23 protein-coding genes are annotated in these 23,072 nt (G+C 62.2%); 16 read left to right on the top strand and 7 right to left on the bottom strand.

Annotated features, from left to right (window positions below):
- Positions 1-22 precede the first annotated feature (22 nt).
- Positions 23-922, top strand: coding sequence for a LysR family transcriptional regulator (locus H7993_RS01400; RefSeq protein ID WP_185793184.1), 900 nt, complete (start codon positions 23-25; stop codon positions 920-922).
- Positions 923-981: 59 nt separating this feature from the next.
- On the opposite strand, the gene H7993_RS01395 is transcribed toward H7993_RS01400, so the two are convergent.
- Positions 982-2,325 carry an MFS transporter gene (locus tag H7993_RS01395; protein WP_185793183.1) on the bottom strand — a complete coding sequence of 448 codons (1,344 nt, stop codon included), beginning with the start codon at positions 2,323-2,325 and terminating at the stop codon, positions 982-984.
- Positions 2,326-2,676: 351 nt separating this feature from the next.
- Between H7993_RS01395 and H7993_RS01390 the strand changes: the two genes are divergently transcribed.
- The 6 genes from H7993_RS01390 to H7993_RS01365 all read left to right on the top strand — a co-directional run bounded on the left by H7993_RS01390 (position 2,677) and on the right by H7993_RS01365 (position 7,546).
- Positions 2,677-3,267 (top strand): amino acid synthesis family protein, encoded by a 591-nt coding sequence (locus H7993_RS01390; RefSeq protein ID WP_185793182.1) that lies wholly within the window; start codon positions 2,677-2,679, stop codon positions 3,265-3,267.
- Between the two features lie 23 nt (positions 3,268-3,290).
- Positions 3,291-4,124 carry an alpha/beta fold hydrolase gene (locus H7993_RS01385; RefSeq protein ID WP_122477695.1) on the top strand — a complete coding sequence of 278 codons (834 nt, stop codon included), beginning with the start codon at positions 3,291-3,293 and terminating at the stop codon, positions 4,122-4,124.
- Positions 4,121-5,602: an aldehyde dehydrogenase gene (locus H7993_RS01380; protein WP_122477694.1), complete on the top strand. Its 1,482-nt coding sequence runs from the start codon at positions 4,121-4,123 to the stop codon at positions 5,600-5,602. Before H7993_RS01385 ends, H7993_RS01380 begins: the two co-directional genes overlap by 4 nt.
- An 11-nt stretch (positions 5,603-5,613) precedes the next feature.
- The gene (locus H7993_RS01375) at positions 5,614-6,099 is read left to right on the top strand and encodes a flavin reductase family protein (RefSeq protein WP_185793181.1); all 486 of its coding nucleotides are present in this window, start codon (positions 5,614-5,616) and stop codon (positions 6,097-6,099) included.
- Between the two features lie 125 nt (positions 6,100-6,224).
- Positions 6,225-6,977 carry a GntR family transcriptional regulator gene (locus tag H7993_RS01370; RefSeq protein ID WP_122477690.1) on the top strand — a complete coding sequence of 251 codons (753 nt, stop codon included), beginning with the start codon at positions 6,225-6,227 and terminating at the stop codon, positions 6,975-6,977.
- Positions 6,978-6,982: 5 nt separating this feature from the next.
- The gene (locus H7993_RS01365) at positions 6,983-7,546 is read left to right on the top strand and encodes an NUDIX hydrolase (protein WP_185793180.1); all 564 of its coding nucleotides are present in this window, start codon (positions 6,983-6,985) and stop codon (positions 7,544-7,546) included.
- On the opposite strand, the gene H7993_RS01360 is transcribed toward H7993_RS01365, so the two are convergent.
- Complete coding sequence (locus H7993_RS01360; RefSeq protein WP_122477686.1) at positions 7,543-7,845, bottom strand: DUF1330 domain-containing protein; 303 nt, start codon at positions 7,843-7,845, stop codon at positions 7,543-7,545. The two genes, H7993_RS01365 and H7993_RS01360, sit on opposite strands and share 4 nt — an antisense overlap.
- An 88-nt stretch (positions 7,846-7,933) precedes the next feature.
- Between H7993_RS01360 and ribBA the strand changes: the two genes are divergently transcribed.
- From ribBA to H7993_RS01335, 5 genes are all read left to right on the top strand, one after another.
- Positions 7,934-9,082, top strand: a complete 1,149-nt coding sequence (ribBA, locus tag H7993_RS01355) for a bifunctional 3,4-dihydroxy-2-butanone-4-phosphate synthase/GTP cyclohydrolase II (RefSeq protein ID WP_122477684.1) — start codon at positions 7,934-7,936, stop codon at positions 9,080-9,082.
- A gap of 95 nt (positions 9,083-9,177) precedes the next feature.
- Positions 9,178-10,203: an ABC transporter substrate-binding protein gene (locus H7993_RS01350; protein WP_185793179.1), complete on the top strand. Its 1,026-nt coding sequence runs from the start codon at positions 9,178-9,180 to the stop codon at positions 10,201-10,203.
- Positions 10,188-11,126 carry an ABC transporter permease gene (locus H7993_RS01345; protein WP_122477681.1) on the top strand — a complete coding sequence of 313 codons (939 nt, stop codon included), beginning with the start codon at positions 10,188-10,190 and terminating at the stop codon, positions 11,124-11,126. The genes H7993_RS01350 and H7993_RS01345 overlap by 16 nt, the downstream gene beginning before the upstream one ends.
- Positions 11,127-11,132: 6 nt before the next feature.
- Positions 11,133-11,942 carry an ABC transporter permease gene (locus tag H7993_RS01340; protein ID WP_122477679.1) on the top strand — a complete coding sequence of 270 codons (810 nt, stop codon included), beginning with the start codon at positions 11,133-11,135 and terminating at the stop codon, positions 11,940-11,942.
- 9 nt (positions 11,943-11,951) lie between these two features.
- A complete protein-coding gene (locus H7993_RS01335; RefSeq protein WP_122477677.1) occupies positions 11,952-13,106 on the top strand; it encodes an ABC transporter ATP-binding protein in 1,155 nt (384 codons plus the stop codon).
- An 85-nt stretch (positions 13,107-13,191) separates the two neighbouring features.
- Here H7993_RS01335 and H7993_RS01330 read toward each other — a convergent pair whose 3' ends face one another.
- Positions 13,192-14,595: a purine-cytosine permease family protein gene (locus H7993_RS01330; RefSeq protein ID WP_122477675.1), complete on the bottom strand. Its 1,404-nt coding sequence runs from the start codon at positions 14,593-14,595 to the stop codon at positions 13,192-13,194.
- Positions 14,596-14,832: 237 nt separating this feature from the next.
- Between H7993_RS01330 and H7993_RS01325 the strand changes: the two genes are divergently transcribed.
- Together H7993_RS01325 and H7993_RS01320 are read left to right on the top strand one after the other, a co-directional pair.
- Positions 14,833-15,318 carry a flavin reductase family protein gene (locus H7993_RS01325; protein WP_122477673.1) on the top strand — a complete coding sequence of 162 codons (486 nt, stop codon included), beginning with the start codon at positions 14,833-14,835 and terminating at the stop codon, positions 15,316-15,318.
- A 72-nt stretch (positions 15,319-15,390) separates the two neighbouring features.
- Positions 15,391-16,428: an LLM class flavin-dependent oxidoreductase gene (locus H7993_RS01320; RefSeq protein WP_122477671.1), complete on the top strand. Its 1,038-nt coding sequence runs from the start codon at positions 15,391-15,393 to the stop codon at positions 16,426-16,428.
- A gap of 43 nt (positions 16,429-16,471) precedes the next feature.
- On the opposite strand, the gene H7993_RS01315 is transcribed toward H7993_RS01320, so the two are convergent.
- Together H7993_RS01315 and hmpA are read right to left on the bottom strand one after the other, a co-directional pair.
- Positions 16,472-17,554, bottom strand: coding sequence for an NAD(P)H-dependent flavin oxidoreductase (locus tag H7993_RS01315; RefSeq protein WP_185793178.1), 1,083 nt, complete (start codon positions 17,552-17,554; stop codon positions 16,472-16,474).
- Positions 17,555-17,609: 55 nt separating this feature from the next.
- A complete protein-coding gene (gene hmpA, locus H7993_RS01310; protein ID WP_185793177.1) occupies positions 17,610-18,797 on the bottom strand; it encodes an NO-inducible flavohemoprotein in 1,188 nt (395 codons plus the stop codon).
- A 123-nt stretch (positions 18,798-18,920) separates the two neighbouring features.
- On the opposite strand from hmpA, the gene norR reads away from it, so the two are divergent.
- Positions 18,921-20,507, top strand: a complete 1,587-nt coding sequence (gene norR, locus H7993_RS01305; RefSeq protein WP_185793176.1) for a nitric oxide reductase transcriptional regulator NorR — start codon at positions 18,921-18,923, stop codon at positions 20,505-20,507.
- 57 nt (positions 20,508-20,564) lie between these two features.
- Here the strand turns inward: norR and umuC are convergent, their stop codons facing one another.
- Positions 20,565-21,842 (bottom strand): translesion error-prone DNA polymerase V subunit UmuC, encoded by a 1,278-nt coding sequence (gene umuC, locus H7993_RS01300; RefSeq protein ID WP_185793175.1) that lies wholly within the window; start codon positions 21,840-21,842, stop codon positions 20,565-20,567.
- On the bottom strand, positions 21,829-22,257 hold the full coding sequence (locus tag H7993_RS01295; protein ID WP_122477662.1) for a LexA family protein: 429 nt from the start codon (positions 22,255-22,257) through the stop codon (positions 21,829-21,831). The genes umuC and H7993_RS01295 overlap by 14 nt, the downstream gene beginning before the upstream one ends.
- Before the next feature lie 95 nt (positions 22,258-22,352).
- On the opposite strand from H7993_RS01295, the gene H7993_RS01290 reads away from it, so the two are divergent.
- Positions 22,353-23,051 (top strand): SOS response-associated peptidase family protein, encoded by a 699-nt coding sequence (locus tag H7993_RS01290; RefSeq protein ID WP_185793174.1) that lies wholly within the window; start codon positions 22,353-22,355, stop codon positions 23,049-23,051.
- The last annotated feature ends 21 nt before the right edge of the window (positions 23,052-23,072 follow it).

The following is a 23,072-nucleotide window of genomic DNA, read 5'->3' as shown; positions in this document are numbered from 1 at the left end:
ATCATTCTATTAAGGAATGGACATGATCACCCTGCGCCAATTGCTTGCTTTACACTGGATAGAGCGGCTCGGAACTTTCGAGCGCGCTGCAGAGCACCTGAGCACCACTCAGTCCGCCATATCCAAACGCGTTCAGGAACTCGAGGCGTCGACCGGCATGCAGCTGTTCGACCGTTCGCAACGCGGCGCCCGGTTGACCAGCGCTGGCGAGGAACTGTTAGTGATAGCGCGGGAAATGCTCGGGCTCGCCGAGCGCATCGACTCCCTCAAGGACGGTACCCAAGTGGTGAAGCGCCGGCTCAGGTTGGGTGTGACCGAACTGACCGCATGGACTTGGCTGCCGCGATTGGTGACGCGGCTGGTAACCGATTATCCGGGACTCATTATCGAGCCAGAGGTCGACATGAGCCGCAACCTCCATGAAAAGCTCATGGACGACATGATCGACCTGATCATCATTCCCGACACCTTTACCGCGCCGGAAGTGACCTCTGTCGCCTTGGGCGAGGTCGAGAATGCCTGGATGGCCGCACCGGGCCTGATAGGCCACGATGAGGTGCTGGACCTCGCGGAACTGGCGAAATACCCAATGCTGGTTCAAGGCAAGAAATCGGGCTCGGGACTGTTCGTGAACAAATGGCTGCGTACCTTGGGCGTCGACCTGCCCAAGACGCTGTCCTCGGACAGTCTGACCGCCATGCTCGGACTGACAGCCGCAGGCTTGGGTGTGACTTATCTGCCGTTGGAATGCTTTCGGCCATTGGTGGACGAGGGCAAACTTAACATCATCCGCACAACCCCCACATTACCCCCAGTGCCCTACAAGGCGATGTATCGAAACGATCGCCCTTCAGCGTTCATGACCGAGGTGTCGGGGCTGGCAGTAGAGCTGTGCGACTTCACTCGCCAGTTGCAACGATGAGCCCGGGGCACCGTGCATTCGGCGCCCCATTGCGTATTACCAGGATCAACGCAACGTTGTCATTGCGCGGCGGGCTCGACCTGATCAGCCGGTTCGGCAATGGTCAGCACGAAGGCCAGGGCCGCCAGCGAGCAGATCCCCAGGAAAATGAAGACCGCTGTCCAACTGTAGCTGTCCAGCAGAAAGCCGGTGACCAGGGGTGCTATTGCTCCGCCCGCCTGCCCTGCGCTGTTGACCAACGAGGCCGCAACCGGGTAAGTGGAGCGGCTGGTCAGGCCCATGGAATAGACCGAAAACGACGAGTAACCGATGTTCAGCAGGAAGCCCGTGCCGAACAACAGCAAGCTTACTGCCAACAGCCCGTTGGGCGCATAAACCAAGGCCACCATCATCACGCAAGTGGCCACCGCGCTGATCATCATGGTGGGCTTGCGACGACGGTCCAGAATCCGGTCCGAGAACCAGCCGCCGACGATGTTGCCCAGTACTCCACCGGCAAACGGCAGTGCGGCGATGAAGCCAACCTGCATCAGTTCGAAGTGCTTTACTTCGCTCAGGTACTTGGGTAGCCAGGCCAGCAGCACATTGACCACGCCTGTCATCAGCAAATAACCCAGGCCACAGCCCCAGATGTTCCAGGAGGCAAATACCGATTTAGAGGAAGCCAGGGGTGCCACTCGCTGGTAGCGCAGCACTTTGTCCAACGCGCCGAAATCTCGCTGACGGCGCTTGGGCCCGCTCTCGGCCGGGGTCTGATCTTCGATATGATCGGCTTCGGCACCGTTGACCCGCTTGCAGGCACGGGGATCGTTTGGCACTACCCACCACCAGATCAATGCCAGCAGCAGGCCGGGGATGGCGAAGACGATGAACATGGTGCGCCAGTCGTAAAGCATGATGATGGCGGCGCCCACGGGTGGGGCTATGACGGCGCCCATCTTGGCGGCAGAAAGGAATGCGCCCGTGGCCAAGCCCTTCTCACCCGCTGGAAACCAGCGATTGATGGTGCTGAGCATGGACAGCGGGAGTGCGGCTTCGGCGATGCCCAAGGCGGACCGATAGAGCTTGATCATGCCGAAGTTATGCGCGGTTCCGATCAACAGGGTGACGATCGACGTCAGCGTGATCGACACCGGCGCGACGAGCCGCACGCCAAACCGGCTAATGATGAAGCCTGCCGGAATCTGACCCAGTGAATAGAACAGGAAAAACGCACTGACGAGCATGCCAGCCTGCGCGTTGCTGGCGCCAAATTCCTTCTGAATATACGGCAGAGCGATGCCGATATTAGCGCGATCGGCAGCGGCCAGCATGTACACCACGACGATCACCGACAGCACTATCCAGCGATACTTCGACCTGGCCGACCGAGCGGCGGCCTCGGTGTGGGCTAATTCGACCATGAGCGTTCCTTTATTATGTTTGTTCGATGGTCAATCTTGGCCAGCTGCGCGAAATAGAAAAAGCGATAAATAAGCACATTCATTCATTCTCTATTGGCATGACACGGCGCACAAGTGTGCCCGCGTCGTTCACGCCGATGCACCGCCAACCGTGCTTCCCGACAACAACGCGAGGTTGAATCCGATCACCTGCGCCACGCGCGCCGAGCATGGTTGGCTTTTCAGCCGGGTTCTATCCCCAGTTCTACGGGCAGTCAGACGAGACCGCCCGTGCCACAAAAAAACACTTGCCGAAGCTCGTTCTTGGTATACCATAATACCAGATACAAACCCTCCAAGAAGGAAACAGGCATGAGCTTCGAGATCCGCAAAATCGTCACTTACTCCGAAGAGACCCTCATCGAAGGCGGCAAGGCCACCGACACTCCCGTGACCATGGTTGGCCTCGCGGTGGTCATGAAGAACCCGTGGCTGGGCCGCGGCTTCGTCGATGACCTGAAACCGGAGATCAAGGCCAACTGTTCGGACCTCGGAGCCCTGATGGTCGAGCGCCTGGTGGCCAGCATCGGTGGCGCGGACAAGATCGAGGCCTACGGCAAGGCGGCGGTGGTCGGTGCCGACGGCGAAATCGAGCACGCCTCGGCCGTCATCCACACCCTGCGCTTCGGCAACCATTACCGCGAGGCGGTGCAAGCCAAGAGCTACCTGAGCTTCACCAACAAGCGCGGCGGCCCTGGCACCTCGATCCAGATCCCGATGATGCACAAGGACGACGAAGGCCTGCGCTCCCACTACGTCACCCTGGAAATGCAGATCGAAGATTCGCCGCGCGCCGACGAGATCGTCGTCGTCCTGGGCTGCGCCAACGGCGGGCGTCTGCACCCGCGGATCGGCAACCGTTACATCGACCTGGAAGAGCTGGCTGCCGAAAAGGCCCAGTGACCCACTTGACTCAGGAGCGCTCCATGATTCGGCTTACCGCTGAACGCACTGCGGCCGGTACCAGTTACCTGGCCGCGGGTGACGGCCCGCCCGTGGTGTTCATCCATGGAGTGGGCTTGAACAAGGAAATGTGGGGGGGCCAGTTCGTCGGGCTGCTGCCGCACTATCGGGTTATCGCCTACGACATGCTCGGGCATGGCGCCAGTGCGTTGCCTGCGCCAGGCACGGCGTTGCTCGGTTATGCCGACCAATTGCTCGAACTGCTGGACCACTTGCAGGTGCCCGCAGCGACGGTCATCGGTTTCTCCATGGGCGGGCTGGTGGCACGGGCGTTCGCCCTGCACTACCCCGAACGCCTGCAGGCTCTGGTGGTGCTCAACAGCGTGTTCAACCGCAGCGCCGAACAGCGCGCCGGGGTGATAGCGCGCACCGGGCAGGCTGCCGAGCATGGCCCGAACGCGAACGCCGAGGCGGCGTTGTCGCGCTGGTTCAGCCGCGAGTATCAGGCGGCCAACCCGGCGCAGATTGCCGCGCTGCGCGAGACCCTGGCCAGCAATGATCCTCAGGGCTACCTGACCACCTATGAGCTGTTCGCCACCCAGGACATGTACCGCGCCGATGACCTCGGCAGCATCGCGGCGCCGGCGCTGATCGCCACGGGTGAGCTCGACCCGGGCTCCACGCCACAGATGGCCCGGGAAATGGCCGAGCGCATTCCCCACGCCGAGGTAGCGATACTCCACGAGCAAAGGCATATGATGCCGGTGGAATCACCCCGGCTGGTCAACCAGATGTTGTTGGATTTTCTCACCCGGGCCCAGCGCCTGGACAACCAGGCACAGGGGATCGTCGCATGACCCTTTCACGCTTTCAGATGTGCATCGACGGCCAGTGGGTCGATGCGCTGTCCGGCAAGACCTTCGAGAGTCACAACCCGGCCCTGGCCCAACCCTGGGCGCTGTTGCCCGACGCCGACGAGGCCGACGTCGACCGCGCCGTGCAGGCCGCACAGCGGGCGTTCGAGGCGCCGGCATGGCGCGGGCTTACCGCCACCGCCCGGGGCAAGCTGCTGCGCCGACTGGGCGACCTGATCGGCGAGAACAAGGAAGCGCTGGCTCAGCTCGAAAGCCGTGACAACGGCAAGCTGATCCGCGAAACCCGCGGACAGGTGGGCTACCTGCCCGAATTTTTCCACTACACCGCAGGCCTGGCAGACAAGCTGGAGGGCGGCACACTGCCGCTCGACAAGCCTGACCTGTTCGCCTACACGGTGCACGAACCGATCGGCGTGGTGGCCGGGATCATTCCCTGGAACAGCCCGCTGTACCTGACGGCGATCAAGCTGGCGCCGGCCCTGGCGGCCGGCAACACCATCGTTCTCAAGCCCTCCGAGCATGCCAGCGCCACCTTGCTGGAATTGGCGCGCCTGGCTCTGGAAGCCGGCATTCCGCCGGGCGTGGTCAACGTCGTCACCGGCTACGGCCCGAGCACCGGCGCTGCCCTCACCCGCCACCCGTTGGTGCGCAAGATCGCCTTCACCGGCGGTGCCGCCACCGCGCGCCATGTGGTACGCAGCAGCGCCGAAAACTTCGCCAAGCTGTCCCTGGAGCTGGGCGGCAAGTCGCCGAACATCATTTTCGCCGATGCCGACCTGGACAGCGCCATCAACGGCGTGGTGGCCGGCATCTACGCCGCCTCGGGGCAGAGCTGCGTGGCCGGCTCGCGCCTGCTGGTGCAGGACGAGATCTACGACGAGTTCGTCGAGCGTCTGGTCGAGCGCGCCAAGCGCATCAAGATCGGCAACCCCCAGGACGAAGCCAGCGAAATGGGCCCTATGGCCACCGCCCAGCAATTGGCCGTGGTCGAAAGCCTGGTCGCGCAGGCGCTGGAAGAAGGCGCTACCCTGCGCATGGGCGGTCAGCGCGCACAGACCGACAGCGACGGTTGGTACTACCAGCCGACCCTGTTCGAATGCGACAACCACTCCATGAAGATCATGCAGGAGGAAGTCTTCGGTCCGGTGGCGTCGGTCATCCGCTTCTCCACCGAAGCAGAAGCGCTGGCCATGGCCAACGACTCCCAGTTCGGCCTCGCCGCCGGCATCTGGACCCGCGACCTGGGCCGTGCCCACCGCCTGGCCCGTGACGTGCGTTCCGGTATCATCTGGGTCAACACCTACCGCGCGGTATCGGCCATGGCGCCGATCGGCGGCTTCAAGAACAGTGGCTATGGCCGCGAGAGCGGCATCGATTCGGTGCTGGCCTACACAGAACTCAAGACGGTATGGATCAACCTGTCTCAGGCACCCATGCCCGACCCATTCGTGATGCGTTGAGGTAATTTGAAATGATCGAACCCGGCATCTACAAAGAAGTGATGGCTTCGTTCCCATCCGGCGTGACGGTGGTTACCACGCTGGACCCGGAAGGCGGCATCGTCGGCATCACTGCCAGTGCATTCAGTGCGCTGTCGATCGACCCGGCGCTGGTATTGTTCTGCCCCAACTACGAGTCGGACACCTACCCTATCCTGCGTGACAGCAAGCGCTTCGCGATTCACTTGCTGTCCGCAGACCAGCAGGCGGAGGCCTACGCCTTTGCCAGCAAGGGCAAGGACAAGGCGCGGGCCATCGCCTGGCACCTCAGCGAGCTGGGCAACCCGCTGCTGGAGAAAGCCACGGCCATCATCGAGTGCGAACTGTGGCGCGAGTACGACGGTGGCGATCACGCGATCATCGTCGGTGCAGTGAAGAACCTGATCCTGCCCAGCGAGCCGTTGACGCCCATGCTTTACCACCGCGGCAAACTGGGCGCATTGCCGACCCTGGGATGATCGACCTGCGCTGACCCACCAGGCCGGCCGCACCTGGGCACCTGGCCTGTCGCCGTTGGGCAGCAAGGCCGGGTGGCGTGCTAGACTCGCCGCTGTTTTTTTGCCTTTTCAACAGAGCGGACCCGATGAAACGCCTGCCCCTCGACGACAGCTTCAAGGTCAATCGCAACCCCGTCACCCTGCGCGAAATCGTGCTCGACAAGTTGCGCAGCGCCATCATGAACTTCCAGCTCCTGCCGGGCGATCGCCTGGTCGAGCGTGATCTGTGCGAGCGCCTGGGCGTGAGCCGTACCTCGGTGCGCGAGGCGCTGCGACACCTGGAATCCGAAGGCCTGGTGGAATTCGCCGACGCCAAGGGTCCACGCGTGGCCATCATCACCCTGGAAGACGCCCGCGACATCTATGAGCTGCGTTGCGTGCTCGAAGGCCTGATCGTCCAGCTGTTCACCCTCAATGCCAAGGCCCGGGACATCCGCGCCCTGGAAAAAGCGTTGGCGGTCAACCGCAAGGCGCTCGAAGAGCGTGCATTGTCCGACGTCCTGAGCTCGGTCCAGGGCTTCTACGACGTGCTCTTCGAAGGCTCGGGCAACCAGGTCGCCGCTACCCAGTTGCGCCAGTTGCAGGCCCGCATCAGCTACCTGCGCGCCACCTCGGTGTCTCAGGAAAACCGCCGCGGCGTCAGTAGCGACGAAATGGAACGCATCGTCACCGCGATCAAGAGCGGCGATCCGATGGCGGCGCACCAGGCGTCCGTCGATCACGTCCGCGCCGCTGCGAAGGTCGCCCTGGAATCATTGCGTCAGCAGCGCAACGACGACCACAAGGTGCGCGACATCGCCGCGCCCATAGCCCTCAACGAACCGCGCATCGGACGCTGACCGACATGGCCACTCCACGGTTTTGCCCCCAATGCGGTGCCTGCGGCCTGAGCCTAGGAATCCCTGCGGGCGATACCCATGAGCGGACCTTTTGCTCCGGTTGCGGCCACATCCATTACGTCAATCCGAAGGTCATTACCGGCTGCATCGTCGAAACCGACGGCAAGTACCTGCTGTGCCAGCGCGCGATCCCGCCGCGCCCCGGCACCTGGACGCTGCCCGCAGGCTTCATGGAAAGCGGAGAAACCACCGAGGAAGGCGCCCTGCGCGAGCTGTGGGAAGAAGCCGGAGTGCGCGCCGAAATCCTCTCGCCGTACTCGATCTTCAGCGTCCCGCGGATCAGCGAGGTGTACATCATCTTTCGCGCGATGGCCCTGGAGATCACCGACGAATTCGGCCCGGAAACTGCCGCACGGCAGTTCTTCGCGCCGCAGGACATTCCCTGGGACAGCATCTACTACCCTGCCATCCGGCAGATCCTGGAGCGCTACATCCAGGAGCGCGCGACCGGTACCTACGGCATCTACATAGGCAACGACGATACCGGCCGCATCCACTTCATGCGCTAGCCGGCGACCGCCTCGCAACCTTCGACGATGATCACTTCGGCCTTCGCGGCGCCCGCACGCAGGGCGGCTGCTTCCTGGTATTCCCTGGACTCGTAACAGGCTTGCGCCTGGGCGTACGAATCGAACTCGATCACCACGCTGCGCTGCGGCGTGGCCCTGCCTTCCATGGCTTGCGAACGCCCCCCACGGGCCAGCAGGCGACCCCCGAACTGGGCGAAAACCGCTGGCGCGCGCTGGGTGTAAAGCACGTACTGCGCAGGATCGGTAACGTCTACATGAGCAATCCAATAAGCCTTCATTTTCACCTCGACAGGGGGTAATGTACGTATTATGGTATACCACGATTAGGCCAGTTATCCCAGACCAGTCATCCCAGAGAGTGCAGGCATGGCGTTCAACAGCATCGAAGAAATCATCGAGGACTTTCGTCAAGGCAAGATGGTCTTGCTGGTGGACGACGAAGACCGCGAAAACGAAGGTGACCTGCTGCTCGCCGCTGACTGCTGCACGGCGGAGGCCATCAGTTTCATGGCCCGCGAAGCACGCGGATTGATCTGCCTCACCCTCACCGAGGAACGCTGCCAGCGGCTGGGGCTGGAGCAGATGGTACCCAGCAACGGCAGCGGGTTCGGCACCGCGTTCACGGTTTCCATCGAAGCCGCCAGCGGGGTCACCACCGGTATCTCCGCCGCCGATCGGGCGCGCACCGTTGCCGCCGCAGTGGCGCCTCAGGCGGTTGCCGCCGACCTGGTGCAACCGGGCCACATCTTTCCCCTGCGCGCCCGCGAAGGCGGTGTACTGACCCGCGCCGGGCATACCGAAGCCGGCTGCGACCTGGCGCGGCTGGCCGGCTTCACCCCTGCCGCGGTGATCGTCGAAGTCATGAAAGACGACGGCACCATGGCGCGTCGTCCGGATCTGGAGCTGTTCGCTGCCCGTCACGGCATCAAGATCGGCAGCATCGCCGACCTCATCCACTACCGCTTGAGCACCGAGCACACGGTGACGCGCATGGGCGAGCGCGAGCTGCCTACCGTGCACGGCACGTTCCGCCTGGTCAGCTATGAAGACCGCATCCAGGGCGGCGTGCACATGGCCATGGTCATGGGCGACATCCGCCGCGAAGATCCGACTCTTGTGCGGGTGCACGTCATCGACCCGCTGCGCGACCTGGTCGGCGCCGAGTACACAGGTCCCGCCAACTGGACGCTGTGGGCGGCGCTGCAGAAAGTCGCCGAGCACGGTGCGGGCGTGGTGGTGGTGCTGGCCAATCACGAGTCTTCCCAGGCCCTGCTCGAGCGGGTACCGCACCTGACCCAGCCGGTGCGCCCTTATTCGCGTACGCAGACACGCATCTACTCGGAAGTCGGTACCGGCGCGCAGATCCTGCAAGACCTGGGCGTCGGCAAACTGCGTCACCTGGGCCCGCCGCTCAAGTACGCAGGTCTCACGGGCTACGACCTCGAAGTGGTCGAAAGCATCGCATTCCAGGCACCCGGACCGGATGCATCCGCCATGGACGGCAACGGCATCTGAAACAAACGATCGTCCAGGTCGCCACGACCTGACTGCTCCCGATACGCGGGTGTGGAAACAGCCCGCTCAAACAATGACAAATGAGGGCGTACAAGATGGTATTCAAAAAACGTGCGATAGCGGCGTTGGCCGTAGCGACGCTGGCGTTCACGGCAGGCACTGCCGTGGCAGCCGAGACGCTGAGCTTCGTCAGCTGGGGCGGCACCACCCAGGACGCGCAGAAGTCGTCGTGGGCCGATCCGTTCAGCAAGAGCAGCGGCACTGCGGTGGTCATGGATGGACCCACCGACTACGGCAAGCTCAAGGCCATGGTCGAGAGCGGCAACGTGCAGTGGGACGTGGTCGACGTGGAAGCCGATTTCGCCTTGCGTGCGGCCAGCGAAGGCCTGCTCGAACCCATGGACTTCAAGGTCATCGACCGCACCAAGCTGGACCCGCGCTTCGTCTCCGACTACGGCGTGGGTTCGTTCTACTTCTCCTTCGTGCTGGGCTTCAACGAAGGCAAGGTCGGCGCCGGCAAACCCCAGGACTGGACTGCACTGTTCGACACCCAGGCCTATCCCGGCAAACGCGCACTGTACAAGTGGCCCAGCCCAGGCGTGTTGGAGATCGCCCTGCTGGCCGACGGCGTCGCTGCCGACAAGCTCTATCCACTGGACCTCGACCGCGCTTTCAAGAAGCTCGATTCGATCAAGAAGGACATCGTCTGGTGGGGCGGCGGCGCCCAGTCCCAGCAGCTGCTGGCCTCGGGCGAAGTCACCATGGGTCAGTTCTGGAACGGTCGGGTCTACGCCCTGCAACAGGATGGCGCTCCGGTGGGCGTGAGCTGGAAGCAGAACCTGGCGATGGCCGACTTCCTGGTCGTGCCCAAGGGCTCGAAAAACAAGGAGGCGGCCATGCGCTTCGTGGCCAACGCCACCGGTGCCAAGGGCCAGGCCGATTTCTCCAATCTGACGGCCTACGCCCCGGTCAACACTGAAAGCGTGCAGCGCCTGGATTCGGTCCTGGCGCCCAACCTGTCGACCGCGCACGTTGACGACCAGATCACTCTGGACTTCGCCTACTGGGCCAAGAATGGCCCCTCTATCGCGACACGGTGGAACGAATGGCTGGTCAAGTGAAGCTGTCCTCGCCCTCCGCCCTCGGCAGCACCGGGGGCGCCGCCGGCGGCCCTGGTGCGCTGCGTGCCGCCCAGCCGCGCCCGAGCCTGATCCAGCGCTGGCGCGGGTCGAGCAACCTGATCCCGGCGCTGGTGTTCCTCGGCCTGTTCTTCTTCGCCCCGCTCATTGGCCTGCTGCTGCGCGGCGTGCTGGAGCCGACACCGGGGCTGGACAACTACCGCGAACTGTTCGCCAACTCGGCCTATGCGCGGGTGTTGTTCAACACCTTTTCGGTGGCCGGGCTGGTGACCCTGTTCAGCGTATTGCTGGGCTTTCCACTGGCTTGGGTTATCACCCTGGTGCCACGGGGCTGGGGCCGCTGGATCTTCAGCATCGTGCTGCTGTCGATGTGGACCAGCCTGCTGGCGCGCACCTACTCCTGGCTGGTGCTGCTGCAGGCGTCGGGGGTGGTCAACAAGTTGCTCATGGCCCTGGGCATCATCGACCAGCCATTGGAGATGGTGCACAACCTGACCGGGGTGGTGATCGGCATGAGCTACATCATGATTCCGTTCATCGTTCTGCCGCTGCAGGCCACCATGCAGGCCATCGACCCGATGGTGCTGCAGGCCGGCGCCATCTGCGGCGCCAGTCCGTGGACCAACTTCTTCCGGGTATTCCTGCCGCTGTGCCGCTCGGGACTGTTCTCCGGTGCCTTGATGGTGTTCGTCATGTCGCTGGGCTATTACGTGACTCCGGCGCTGTTGGGTGGCGCGCAGAACATGATGCTGCCCGAGTTCATCGTGCAACAGGTGCAATCCTTCCTCAACTGGGGTCTGGCGAGCGCTGCTGCCGCACTGTTGGTGCTGATCACCCTGGTGCTGTTCTATTTCTATCTGAAGCTGCAACCGGAATCCCCGGTCGGCTCCAGCAATTCGAGGTAAGTCATCATGCTTCTTACCCCCAATGCCATGAGTCGACGCCTGCGCGTGGGCCTGTACCTCACCACGGGGTCGATCGGCCTGTTCCTGCTGTTGCCGATCGTCTTCATCGTGCTGCTGTCGTTCGGCTCATCCCAGTGGCTGGTGTTTCCACCACCGGGCTGGACCACCAAGTGGTACCTGCAGTTCTTCGCCAACCCCGAGTGGATGGCGGCGGCCTGGTCGAGCTTGAAAGTCGCTGCACTGACCACCGTATTCGCGGTACTGCTGGGCCTGCCGACGGCCTTCGCGCTGGTGCGTGGCAAGTTTCCGGGCCGCGAGTTGCTGTATGCCTTGTTCACCCTGCCGATGATCGTGCCAGTGGTGATCATCGCGGTGGCCGTGTATGCGCTGTTCCTCAAGCTGGGCTACACCGGCACGGTGTTCTCGTTCGTGGTCAGCCACGTGATCGTCGCCCTGCCCTTCACCATCATTTCGATCATCAACTCGCTGAAGCTGTTCGACCAGTCCATCGAGGACGCTGCGGTGATTTGTGGTGCGTCGCGCCTGCAGGCAATCTTCAAGGTCACGTTCCCGGCCATTCGTCCGGGCATGGTCGCCGGTGGCCTGTTCGCGTTCCTGGTTTCCTGGGATGAAGTGGTCCTCAGCGTGATGATGGCCAGCCCCACCCTGCAGACTCTTCCCGTGAAAATGTGGACCACCCTGCGCCAGGACCTGACGCCGGTGATCGCCGTCGCCTCGACGCTGCTGATCGCCCTGTCGGTGCTGGTCATGGTGGCTGCCGAAATCATTCGTCGCCGTAACCCCGTCAACGCCTAGGAGCTGGACATGAGTGCTGTGATCAAACAACAGGCCGTGCAGGCCGGCGACACCCTGGTCAGCCTCCGCGGCCTGAACCGTCATTACGGCGACTTCGCTGCGGTCGACAATATCGACCTGGACATCAAGAACGGCGAGTTCCTGACCTTCCTCGGTTCCAGTGGCTCGGGCAAGAGCACCACCCTGTCGATGCTGGCAGGCTTCGAGACGCCCAGTTCCGGCGAGATCCTGGTCAGCGGCCAGTCGCTGGTCAACGTGCCGCCGCACAAGCGCGGTATCGGCATGGTGTTCCAGCGTTATTCGCTGTTTCCGCACCTGTCGGTGCGCGACAACATTGCCTTCCCCCTGGACATCCGCAAGCTGGGCCGCGCCGAGCGTGATCGCAAGGTCGACGCAATGCTCAAGCTGGTGCAGCTCGAGGCCTTCGCACACCGTCGCCCTTCGCAGCTGTCCGGTGGCCAGCAGCAGCGCGTTGCCATCGCTCGCGCCCTGGTCTACGAGCCGCGCATTCTGCTGATGGACGAGCCGCTGGGCGCGCTGGACAAGAAGCTGCGCGAAGACCTGCAGGATGAGCTGCGCCAGCTGCACCGGCGCCTGGGCATCACCATCGTCTACGTGACCCACGACCAGGAAGAGGCCATGCGCCTGTCGCAGCGTATCGCGATCTTCAGCCACGGCAAGATTGTCGGGCTGGGCAGCGGCTACGACCTTTATCAGAACCCGCCCAATGCCTTCGTGGCCTCGTTTCTGGGCAACTCCAACTTCCTCAAGCTGACCACCACTAGCAACGGTTCCGGCACCTTCGAAGGCGCCAGCCTGGGCATGCGCCTGACACCCGGCGCCAATACGGGCCAGCAGGTACTGCTGATGGTACGTCCCGAGAAAGCCCAGGCATTGAGCGCCGCGCAGGCTGCAGAGCAACCGCTGCTGCCGGGCTGGAACCAGATCGCCGCCACGGTCACCGAGACGCTGTTTCTCGGCGAGAGCCAGACCTGCAGCGTCGTGACCCAGGGTGGCACGCCGATGACGGTCAAGGCCTTGTCTGCAGCCGGCATGCCCTTGCAGGCCGGTGAGCAGGTCCAGGTGCGCTGGGCGGCGGCGGATGCCTGCGTGTACACCCAGTGGGAAGACGCTGACCTCAACAAGGCGGCTGGCGCGCACTGAGCCTGAAACGCGCCTTCTACCCTGCAACGCAAAAGGCCCCGAGTGATCGGGGCCTTTTTGCAGGTGCTGTTTCTGTTGGTTCGAACTACTTGGCGTATCCGGCGCGTACCCGCTCTGCGCGCTGTTGCTTGCGCGTGGCCAGGCAGTAGAACAGTGGGCAGGTCACCACGATGCCGACCAGCCAGGAGAGGTCGGCACCTTCGACCAGGTGGGCGTAGGGGCCGACATACAAGGCGGTGTTGGCGAACGGCAGCTGCACGGCAATGCCACAAGCGTAGGCGATGATCGCGTGCCAGTTGAAGCGCCCGTACTGCCCGCCGTCGGCGGCGAAGATCGACTCGATGTCGTAGTTGCCGTATTTGATCAGGTAGAAGTCGATCAGGTTGATGGAGGCCCAGGGTACCAACACCAGCAGCAGTGCCAGGATCAAGCCGATGAAGTCCTGGATGAAGTCACCCGAGGCGCCCACCGCCACCAGACAGCAGCCACTCAACACCAGCGCCGACAGAACGATGCGTACTTTCACGCTGGGCGTCCAGTGGGCCACGAACGTCTGCACGGCGGTGACGATGGCCAGGACCGCGCCGTACAGGTTCAGGGCGTTGTGGCTGATGATGTTGAGCAGGAACAGCAGCATCAACAACGGGCCCAGCGCCCCGGTGGCCTGCGCCACGGCAGTCATCGCTTCGGTGCCCGGCGGCGTTGCGAGCACCACCACCGCGCCGAAACTGAACGACAGGATGGTCCCCAGGGTGGCACCGGCATAGGTGGCCCAGAACGGTTTGGCGATGCCGATATCGGTCGGCAGATAGCGCGAGTAATCCGACACGTAGGGCGAGAAGCTGACCTGCCAGATCACTCCCAACGACACCGTGGCGATGAACCCCGCCAGGGTGAAACCACCACGGGTAAGGAAGTCGACCGGCAACGGCTGGCTGAACACATAGGCGAATCCGGCGAGCAGTGCGCCGCCCATCACCCAGGTACCGATCTTGTTCAAGGTATGGATGAACCGGTAGCCCAGCACACCAATGGCGGTGGCGGCCAAGGCGCCGATCACGCTGCCTACGGGCAGGGAGATCGGCTCGACCATCGAGTGGATCGACTTGCCGGCCAGCACGATGTTGGAGATGAAGAAGCCGACATAGATCAATGCGGCAAAAAACACGATCAGCAGCGCGCCGAAGCGGCCGAACTGTCCGCGGCTCTGGACCATCTGCGGAATGCCCAGCCGCGGCCCCTGGGCCGAGGACAAGGCGATGACCAGCCCACCCAGGCAGTGCCCGAGCACGATGGCCAGCAACCCCCAGGCGAGGTTGAGGTTGAACACCTGTACCACCATGGCGCCGGTCACGATCGGCAGGGGCGCAATGTTGGTGCTGAACCACAGTGTGAACAGGTCCCGAGCCCGCCCATGGCGCTCGGTGGAAGGGACCTGCTCGACGGTGTAGCTCTCGATCAATGGGTCTTGCGATGAACGCTCGGACATAGTCTTTCACTCGAGTCTGTTGTTGTTCTTGTAGGAATCCGGATCGATACAACGACCCGCTTCTGATAGACAGACCATATTACGGTATACCAAGAAAACGCAAGTGGATCGCTCGGTCCCGCCACCCCCAAGCCGTTGCCAGTTGTGTATCTCGCGACTGAAATTCAGGGTTGCACAAACATTTCTTTGGTATACCATCAGACCAACAAATATTCGAATAAACGAGAGGTGCCTTTGATGATCGATGCCGAAATCTACAAACAAGTCATGGGCTCGTTTCCCTCTGGCGTGACCGTGATCACCACGCTGGACGACGAAGGCCAACTGGTCGGCATGACCGCCAGTGCCTTCAGCTCGCTGTCGATCGATCCGGCCCTCGTGCTGTTCTGCCCCAACTACAAAGCCGACTCTTACCCCCACTTGATTCGCAGCAAGCGCTTCGCCATCCATCTGCTTTCCAGCGACCAGCAGGCCGAAGCCTATGCCTTCGCCAGCAAAGGCAAGAACAAGGCGGACGGGATCGAGTGGAGCATGAGCGCTCTCGGTAATCCGGTACTCAAGAATGCCATTGCGGTCATCGAGTGCGAACTGTGGCGCGAGTACGAGGGTGGTGACCACGCAATCATGGTTGGCGCGGTGAAGAATCTGCTGGTACCCAGCGCCCCGCAAAGCCCGTTGGTCTACTGCCGCGGCAAGATGGGCGCCCTTCCCGCGTTCGCCTGACACTCCCATACCCAGGCTGCGGCAAGCCCCCGGCCGGGACGAATCACCGCCAACAGATCCGAGGTAGGCAAGATGAAATTTTCGCTGTTCGTGCACATGGAGCGCTGGGACGACAAGACCAGCCACCGGCAACTGTTCGAAGACCTGACCGAACTGACCCTGATGGCCGAAAAAGGCGGGTTCAGCACGGTATGGATCGGCGAGCACCACGCCATGGAATACACCATCTCCCCGAGCCCCATGCCGCTGCTGGCGTATCTGGCCGGCAAGACCACCACCATCCATCTGGGCGCCGGTACCATCATCGCGCCGTTTTGGCACCCGCTGCGTGTTGCAGGCGAATGCGCACTGCTGGATGTGATCAGTAACGGGCGCATGGAAGTCGGCTTGGCTCGCGGCGCCTACCAGGTCGAATTCGACCGCATGGCCGGTGGTATGCCGGCCAGCAGTGGCGGCAACGCCCTGCGCGAAATGGTGCCGGTGGTGCGCAAACTGTGGGAAGGCGACTACGCCCATGATGGCGAGATCTGGAAGTTTCCCACCTCCACCAGCGTGCCGAAGCCGATCAAGACGCCACCGATGTGGATCGCCGCGCGCGACCCCGACTCGCACAACTTCGCCGTCGCCAACGGCTGCAACGTCATGGTCACGCCGTTGATGAAGGGCGACGAGGAAGTGGTCGATCTCAAGAACAAGTTCGAAACGGCGTTGGCGAACAACCCGGACGTACCTCGCCCGCAACTGATGGTGCTGCGTCACACCCACGTTCACGCCAGTGACGACCCCGACGGCTGGAAGGTCGGCGCCACGGCGATCTCGCGCTTCTACCGCACCTTCGACGCCTGGTTCGGCAACAAGACCACTCCGGTCAACGGCTTCCTGGAACCCAGCCCGGAATCCAAGTTCGCCGAGCGCCCCGAGTTCGAACTGGAGAACATCCGCAAGAACACCATGATCGGCACGCCCGAACAAATCATCGCGCGCATCAAGTACTACCAGGAACTGGGCGTCGACGAGTTCAGCTTCTGGTGCGACAACAGCCTGCCCCATGCAGAAAAGAAAAAGTCGCTGGAGCTGTTCATCAATGAAGTAGTGCCGGCCTTTCGATAAGCTTGAAGCGTCAGTGAAAGAACCGGGCACTTGCCCGGTTTTTTCATGAATGACTGAAGCGAGAGGCCGCCTGCATTTCTTCGACAAGGGCCTGAACGAGCCTTTGCGCAGGCAGCTCCCTAGCCAGCGGTGCGCCCTGACCCGCCCACTGGGCTGCAAAATCGTGGCATCCCTTGGCGCTGGCTGCTGCATGGAGGGCTTTGGCAACATCGTAGGCCAACGGGTACTCGGCTGGCATGGGAACGCTGTCGGTTCCAGACTCCAGGTACAGACGATTCGGAATTCCGCGGGCCGGTCGGCCCGATACATAGCTGGTAACCCGTGTTTGACTCGCCTTGGCGCTTTTCAGCGCCTGCCGGTGCTCTGGGGTTGCACAGGACTCCGGACACAGGATGAACGCCGTTCCCAACTGACAGGCACTTGCGCCGAGCATCATCGCTGCATTTATCCCGGCACCATCCATGATCCCGCCTGCGGCAATGACCGGCAGATCCATGCTTTCACCGATGATGCGCAACAGCGCGAACAGGCCCATCTGCTGGTCTTGCCCGAACCCATCATCGAACACCCCACGATGCCCGCCGGCTTCGTACCCTTGCGCAATGATCGCCTGAACGCCTGCACGCTCCAGTTGCTGCGCTTCGGACAACGTCGTTGCGCAACCGATGACGTAGATACCCGCCGACTTGAGCTCATCGATCCACTGCACAGGCGGCGCGCCGAAATGAAAGCTGACGACCGACGGTTTTTCTTCGACGAGCATCTCGAGCATGGCTCGATCATCGACGAAGCTTTTGTAGATTTCTTTCAAGACCGGCGGAGGTGCAGCGTCGAACTCGGGAAAGAAACTTGAAAGATACTGCAACCACGCATCGTTTCTGGCGTGGTCGAACGCAGCCGGGCGATGGCAGAACATGTTGACGTTGAAGGGCCTCTGGGTGAGCGCCCTGGTCTGCCGGATCAACTCACGCCCCTGCTCTGGCGTACTGGCCCCCAGACCGATGGAGCCCAATGCCCCAGCGTTGGAAACAGCCGCTGCCAATGCCGGCGTCGAGACACCTACCATGGGCGCTTGAACGATCGGATGCGTGATTCCCCATTCGGACAGCATGTCGGGTTTCGGCATTTCTCATCCCTCCTCTCGATTGGTCGTGCCGGTTAGCGATCCGACCTGACCAGTGCTAGACCAACGCTTCTGCAGGTCCGAAAAACTCATAATGCGCCTGGCCGTCCGGTACGCCCATTTCATGCAGGCTTCGCTTAATGAACGCCATGAACGGCTTGGGGCCCAGAAAATAGGCTTCCACGTTTCGGTCAGCGGGCAGCCATTGCTGCAGCTGCTCTACCGAAGGCATGCCGACGGCGTCAGGTTGTGCTGCTGAGTCGGCACTGGCCTCGTTGTAAACGATGTATGCCCTGAACTGTGGGAAACGCTGCTGCCATTCACGAAGCTGGTCTCTGAACGCTTGAGCCTGGGCATTTTTTGCATAGTGGATGAATACCACAGGACGATCACCTGCCTGCAGCGCAGTTTCACCCATAGCGATCATCGGCGTGATACCCACCCCGCCACTGATCAGCACCAATGGCTTGGTATCCGCTGCCAGTGTGAAGTCGCCGGAAGGTGGAAAGAGCTCGAGCACTGATCCGGCGACGATCTGGTCGTACAGATAGTTGGAAGCCACACCATCGGGCTCGCGCTTCACACTGATGCGCAGCCCCACCCCAGAGGATGGCGCCGACAGCGAGTAACTGCGCCGGCACTCGTTCCCATCGATGTTCAGGCGCAGGCTGATGTATTGCCCCGGCTTGTGAGCGATGACCGGTTTGCCATCGACCGGCTCCAGGTAGAAGGATGTGATCTCGCTGCTTTCAGGCACCTTGCCGGCGACCCGGAACATGCGCCCGCCGCGCCACCCACCGGGTGCGGCGGCGACGTTTTCGTACACCTGTTCTTCAGCGCTGATCAAAATGTCGGCCAACTGCTGATAGGCTGCCGCCCATGCTGCTATCACTTCATCCGTGGCGATTTCTTCACCCAGCACTTCACGAATCGCGCGCAACAGGCAAGCGCCCACGATCGGGTAGTGCTCGGGAAGGATCTGCAGCGCAACGTGCTTGTTGACGATCTGGCTTGCCAGCGGTCCCAGGTTTTCCAGGCGATCGATTTTGCGGGCATACATCAGCACCCCGTTCGCGAGCGCCCGAGGTTGCGAGCCGTTTGCCTGATGCGCCTGATTGAACAAAGGCCTGACCTCTGGATGGCCATCCAGCATGATGTTATAGAAATACGTAGCCAGTGCCTCACCCCCCGTTTCCAGCAGGGGGATGGTCGCCTTGATGATGTCGCGCTGAGCTTGAGTGAGCATGTGAACTCCGGATGCAGATGGGTGCTATCCTCATAGCAACCGCTATGCCATACAGAAAATCCAATAAAATCAGTCCTTCATCTATTTTAAGAGTCTTTAAGACTCGGTTAAAAAGACTCGAATATGAAACGCAAGGTCATTTCGACTCAGTCCTCACGGGCTCTTCAAGCGCTTCTGCCCCTGCTGAGCGACCTCACCGCGCAGATCAGCGCAGAACACCGTTACCAGCGTGTGCTCGATGCACTGCGTGAATTGGTACCCACCGATGCCGTCGCCATCCTGCGCCTTGAAGATCGCGTGCTGATACCCGAAGCCGCCCATGGGCTGGCGGTGGATGCCATGGCGCGACGGTACCCGGTGGACAGCCATCCGCGTTTGAAAGCGATCGTCGAGGCACCCGGAGCGATACTGTTTGCACCCGACTGTCCTTATCCGGACCCCTACGACGGCCTGATCGGCGCCAGCGCGTTGCCTGTGCACGACTGCATGGGCTGCGCCCTGCGCATCAACGAGAAAATCTGGGGTGTTCTGACCCTGGACGCGCTGAAGGTGGGTCAATTTTCCGAGGACGATCTGCAGACCGTGGAAACGTTCGCGCGCTTGGCCGCCGCCACGGTGGTGGCCGCCGGGCATTTCGACGAGCTGATGCGCACTCTCGAGGGCGAACGCAAGCGCGCCGAAGCCTACCGACTGGCCCACCAGGGCGGACCGCAACGGATGATCGGTACCAGCGAGGCATTCAAACAGTTGCTGGGGGAAATCGACCTGGTGGCGCCCAGCGAGCTGACCGTACTCATTACTGGTGAAACGGGCGTTGGCAAAGAACTGGTGGCGCGTCGGCTCCACAGCCACTCTCACCGTGCCGACAAGCCGATGATCAGCGTCAACTGCGCCGCCTTGCCGGAACACCTTGTCGAAAGCGAACTGTTCGGTCACGTCAAAGGCGCGTTTTCAGGCGCCGTCGAGAGCCGCCTCGGCAAATTCGAAATGGCCAGTGGGGGCACGCTGTTCCTCGATGAAATCGGCGAGCTGCCGCTGTCGGTGCAGGCCAAGCTGCTGCGGGTGCTGCAAGGCGGTGATGTGCAGCGCGTGGGCTCCGACCGCTCACACGTGGTGGATATTCGTTTGCTGGCCGCGAGCAACCGCGACTTGGCCGAAGAAGTTCGGACAGGGCGATTTCGCGCCGACCTCTATCATCGCCTGACGGTGTATCCGCTGCGCGTGCCGCCGCTGCGAGAGCGCAAGGAGGACATCCTTCTTCTGGCCGGCGCGTTCGCCGAGGAAAACCAGTACCGCATGGCACTGCCTCCGGTGCGGTTCGCTACCCACGCCAAAAGTGCGCTTGGGCAATACACGTGGCCGGGCAATGTTCGCGAACTGGAGCATCAGATCGCCAGAGCCGTGTTGAAGGCGAAAAAGCGGGTTTCAGGTTCAGCCCGTAAAGACATGCTCGTTCTGCTGGCAGACGATTTCGACCTCCCGACCACCGCCAGAGTCCTGGAAACCGAGCCCACGCGTTCAAGCGATTCCGTTCGGTCGATGCCCCTCGACTACAAGGCCGCCGTTGATGACTACAAGAAAGAGCTCCTGGAAAACGCATTGATGCAGCACCGAGGCAATATCACCGCTGCGGCCAAGAGCCTCGGCCTGGATCGCGCCAATCTGGCAAGGCTTGCGGCTCGGCTGGGTGTCAGTGTTCGGCGCGTCTAGGAACGACACCGGCCACCTCATCGTTTGCCGCGCCCAACTACAGGCGCGACGGAACGCTCACCCTCTGACCGTCCACAACTGCTCGATCTGCGTGGTATAGCTCTGGCTCATCATCTCCCTACGCATGCCCCAGTCCGGGTTGGTCGGCACCGCTGCTGGGCGCAGCGTGCCCCTGCCCCAGCGACCGTTGACCTGGTCGAGCACCTGCATCAGCCGCTCGGCGGCGGCCGGTTGGGCGCTGGCGAACAGATCGTCGGTGAACTCGCCGCGCTGGCACAGGCCCAGCAGGAGTATTTCCGCCTTGCTGTAGGTGAAGCCGCTGCGAAAGATGAATTCCAGGCCCTGCACCGCCGCCTTGGTCAACAGGCGTACATCGTCGGTGGGGTATGGCAGCTGCACCACCACGCCGTTGGCGTACTTGGCTTCCAGCGGGTTGAGCATGCCGGTGCGCACGCTCACGCGCAGCTGCCGACACAACGAATGCTGTGCCCGCAGTTTTTCCGAAGCGCGCATCACGTAGCTGGCCACCGCCTCGCGGATCGGCGCGATCTCGGTCAGGCGCTTGCCGAACATCCGGCTGCAGCAGATTTCCTGCTTGGGCGGATCGGGGTCTTCGAGCGCCAGGCAGGGCGTGCCGCCCAGCTCGCGGGCGGTCTTTTCGATCACTACGCTGAATCGGCTGCGCAACAGCGCAGGATCGGCGCAGCTCAGGTCCCAGGCGGTGGCGATGTTCATGCCTTGCAGGTGTGCGCTCATCTTGCGCCCGATGCCCCACACATCACTCACCGGGGTGACTTTCAACAGACGATCGCGGCGTCCCGCCTCGCGCAGGTCGAGCACGCCGCCCAGCTGTTTATGCCATTTCTTCGCGGCGTGGTTGGCCAGCTTGGCCAGGGTTTTGGTGCCAGCAATACCCACGCCTACGGGGATGCCAGTGCGCCGATAGACCTGTTCGCGAATGTCTCGGCCCAGTGCATCCAAGTCCTGGTGCATGCCAGTGAGGTCGGCGAATGCTTCGTCGATGCTGTAGACCTCAAGGGCCGGCACCATGGACTCGATGATGCACATCACCCGTTCGCTGATATCACCGTATAGCGCGTAATTGGAGGAAAACGCCACGATGCCATGCTGGCGCAGCAGGTCCTTGATCTGGAAATAAGGCGAGGCCATTTTCACCAGCGCCTTGGCTTCGGCGGATCGAGCGATCACGCAGCCATCGTTGTTGGACAGGACCACGATCGGGGTCTTCGCCAGGTCCGGGCGAAACACCCGCTCGCAACTGGCGTAGAAGCTGTTGCAGTCGATCAGCGCGAAGACCGGCTCATTCCTTTTCATGTGCACGTACGCTGAAGGTCACCACGCCCCAGATCAGCAGCTCGTCGCCTTCCATGATGTAGCGCGGCGGGTAATCGCGATTGGCCGACTTGAGGATCACCTCGCGCCCCCGCTTGTGCAGACGCTTGCACACCGGTTCGCTGTTCACTGCGGCGATGACGACATGGCCATGCTCGGCCTCGATCGAGCGATCCACGATCACCAGGTCGCCGCAGAAGATTCCGGCGCCCTGCATGCTATCGCCCTGGATGCGCACCAGGTAGATGTGCGGTGCGCGGATTTCCAGCAGCTCGTCCAGCGAGATGCGCTGTTCCATGTGGTCGGCCGCAGGCGAGGGAAAACCGGCCGGGACCTTGAACGAATACAGCGGATGCGCAGTGCTGCCCTGGGCGAGCGGGCCAAGAATGGTGATCATGGGATTGCCTGGTATTGATACTGTACGAATATACAGTTAACTTTGTAAGAACCTCGAGGTCAACCAAAGACCGCGACAATCTGACGGAGAACACCATGTGTGGTCGCTACTCGATGTACGAAGCGATGGAGGTCTATCTGCGCGAGTTGGCCCCGCGTCAGCAGGTCATCAGCTATGTCGACCCACAGCCGCAGGCACGCTACAACATTGCGCCGGCGCAGCGCGCCCTGGTACTGCAGGGTACTGAGCAAGGTTTGTCGATCGATTCGGTGAAATGGGGCTGGGCGCCGTTCTGGGCTCAGGGCAAGCGCCCTGCCCCGATCAACGCCCGGGTCGAAACCGTGGCCACCGGCAAGTTCTTCAAGCAACTGTGGCCCAATGGGCGTGTGTTGGTGCCGGCCAACGGTTGGTACGAGTGGGTCAAGGATGCCGACGACCCGAAAAAGAAGCAGCCGTGGTTCATTCATCTTGCGGACGAGACACCGATGTTCTTCGCCGCCCTGGCGCAGGTCACGCCTGGGCTTGAGCCTGGTGAAGGCGATGGCTTCGTGATCATCACCGATGCCAGCAACGAAGGCATGGTCGATATCCACGATCGCCGCCCCGTAGTGCTGGCACCGGAGCAGGCGCGGGAATGGCTGGAAGCCGACGTGAGTGCCGAGCGCAGTCTGGAGATCGCCCAGCATGAAGGCCGGCCGGTGGCCGACTTCCGATGGCATACGGTGAGCAAGGCCGTTGGCAATGTGCGCAACCAGGGTGCGGAGCTGATTGCGCCCATTGATGAGGCGTCCTGATGCCGTGCTCGCCGCCTGCTG

Origin of the sequence: Pseudomonas baltica (assembly GCF_014235765.1) — a bacterium.
Classification (GTDB): domain Bacteria; phylum Pseudomonadota; class Gammaproteobacteria; order Pseudomonadales; family Pseudomonadaceae; genus Aquipseudomonas; species Aquipseudomonas baltica.
The sequence above is the reverse complement of the archived record's forward strand: the minus strand, read 5'-3'. Positions and strand labels throughout refer to the sequence as shown.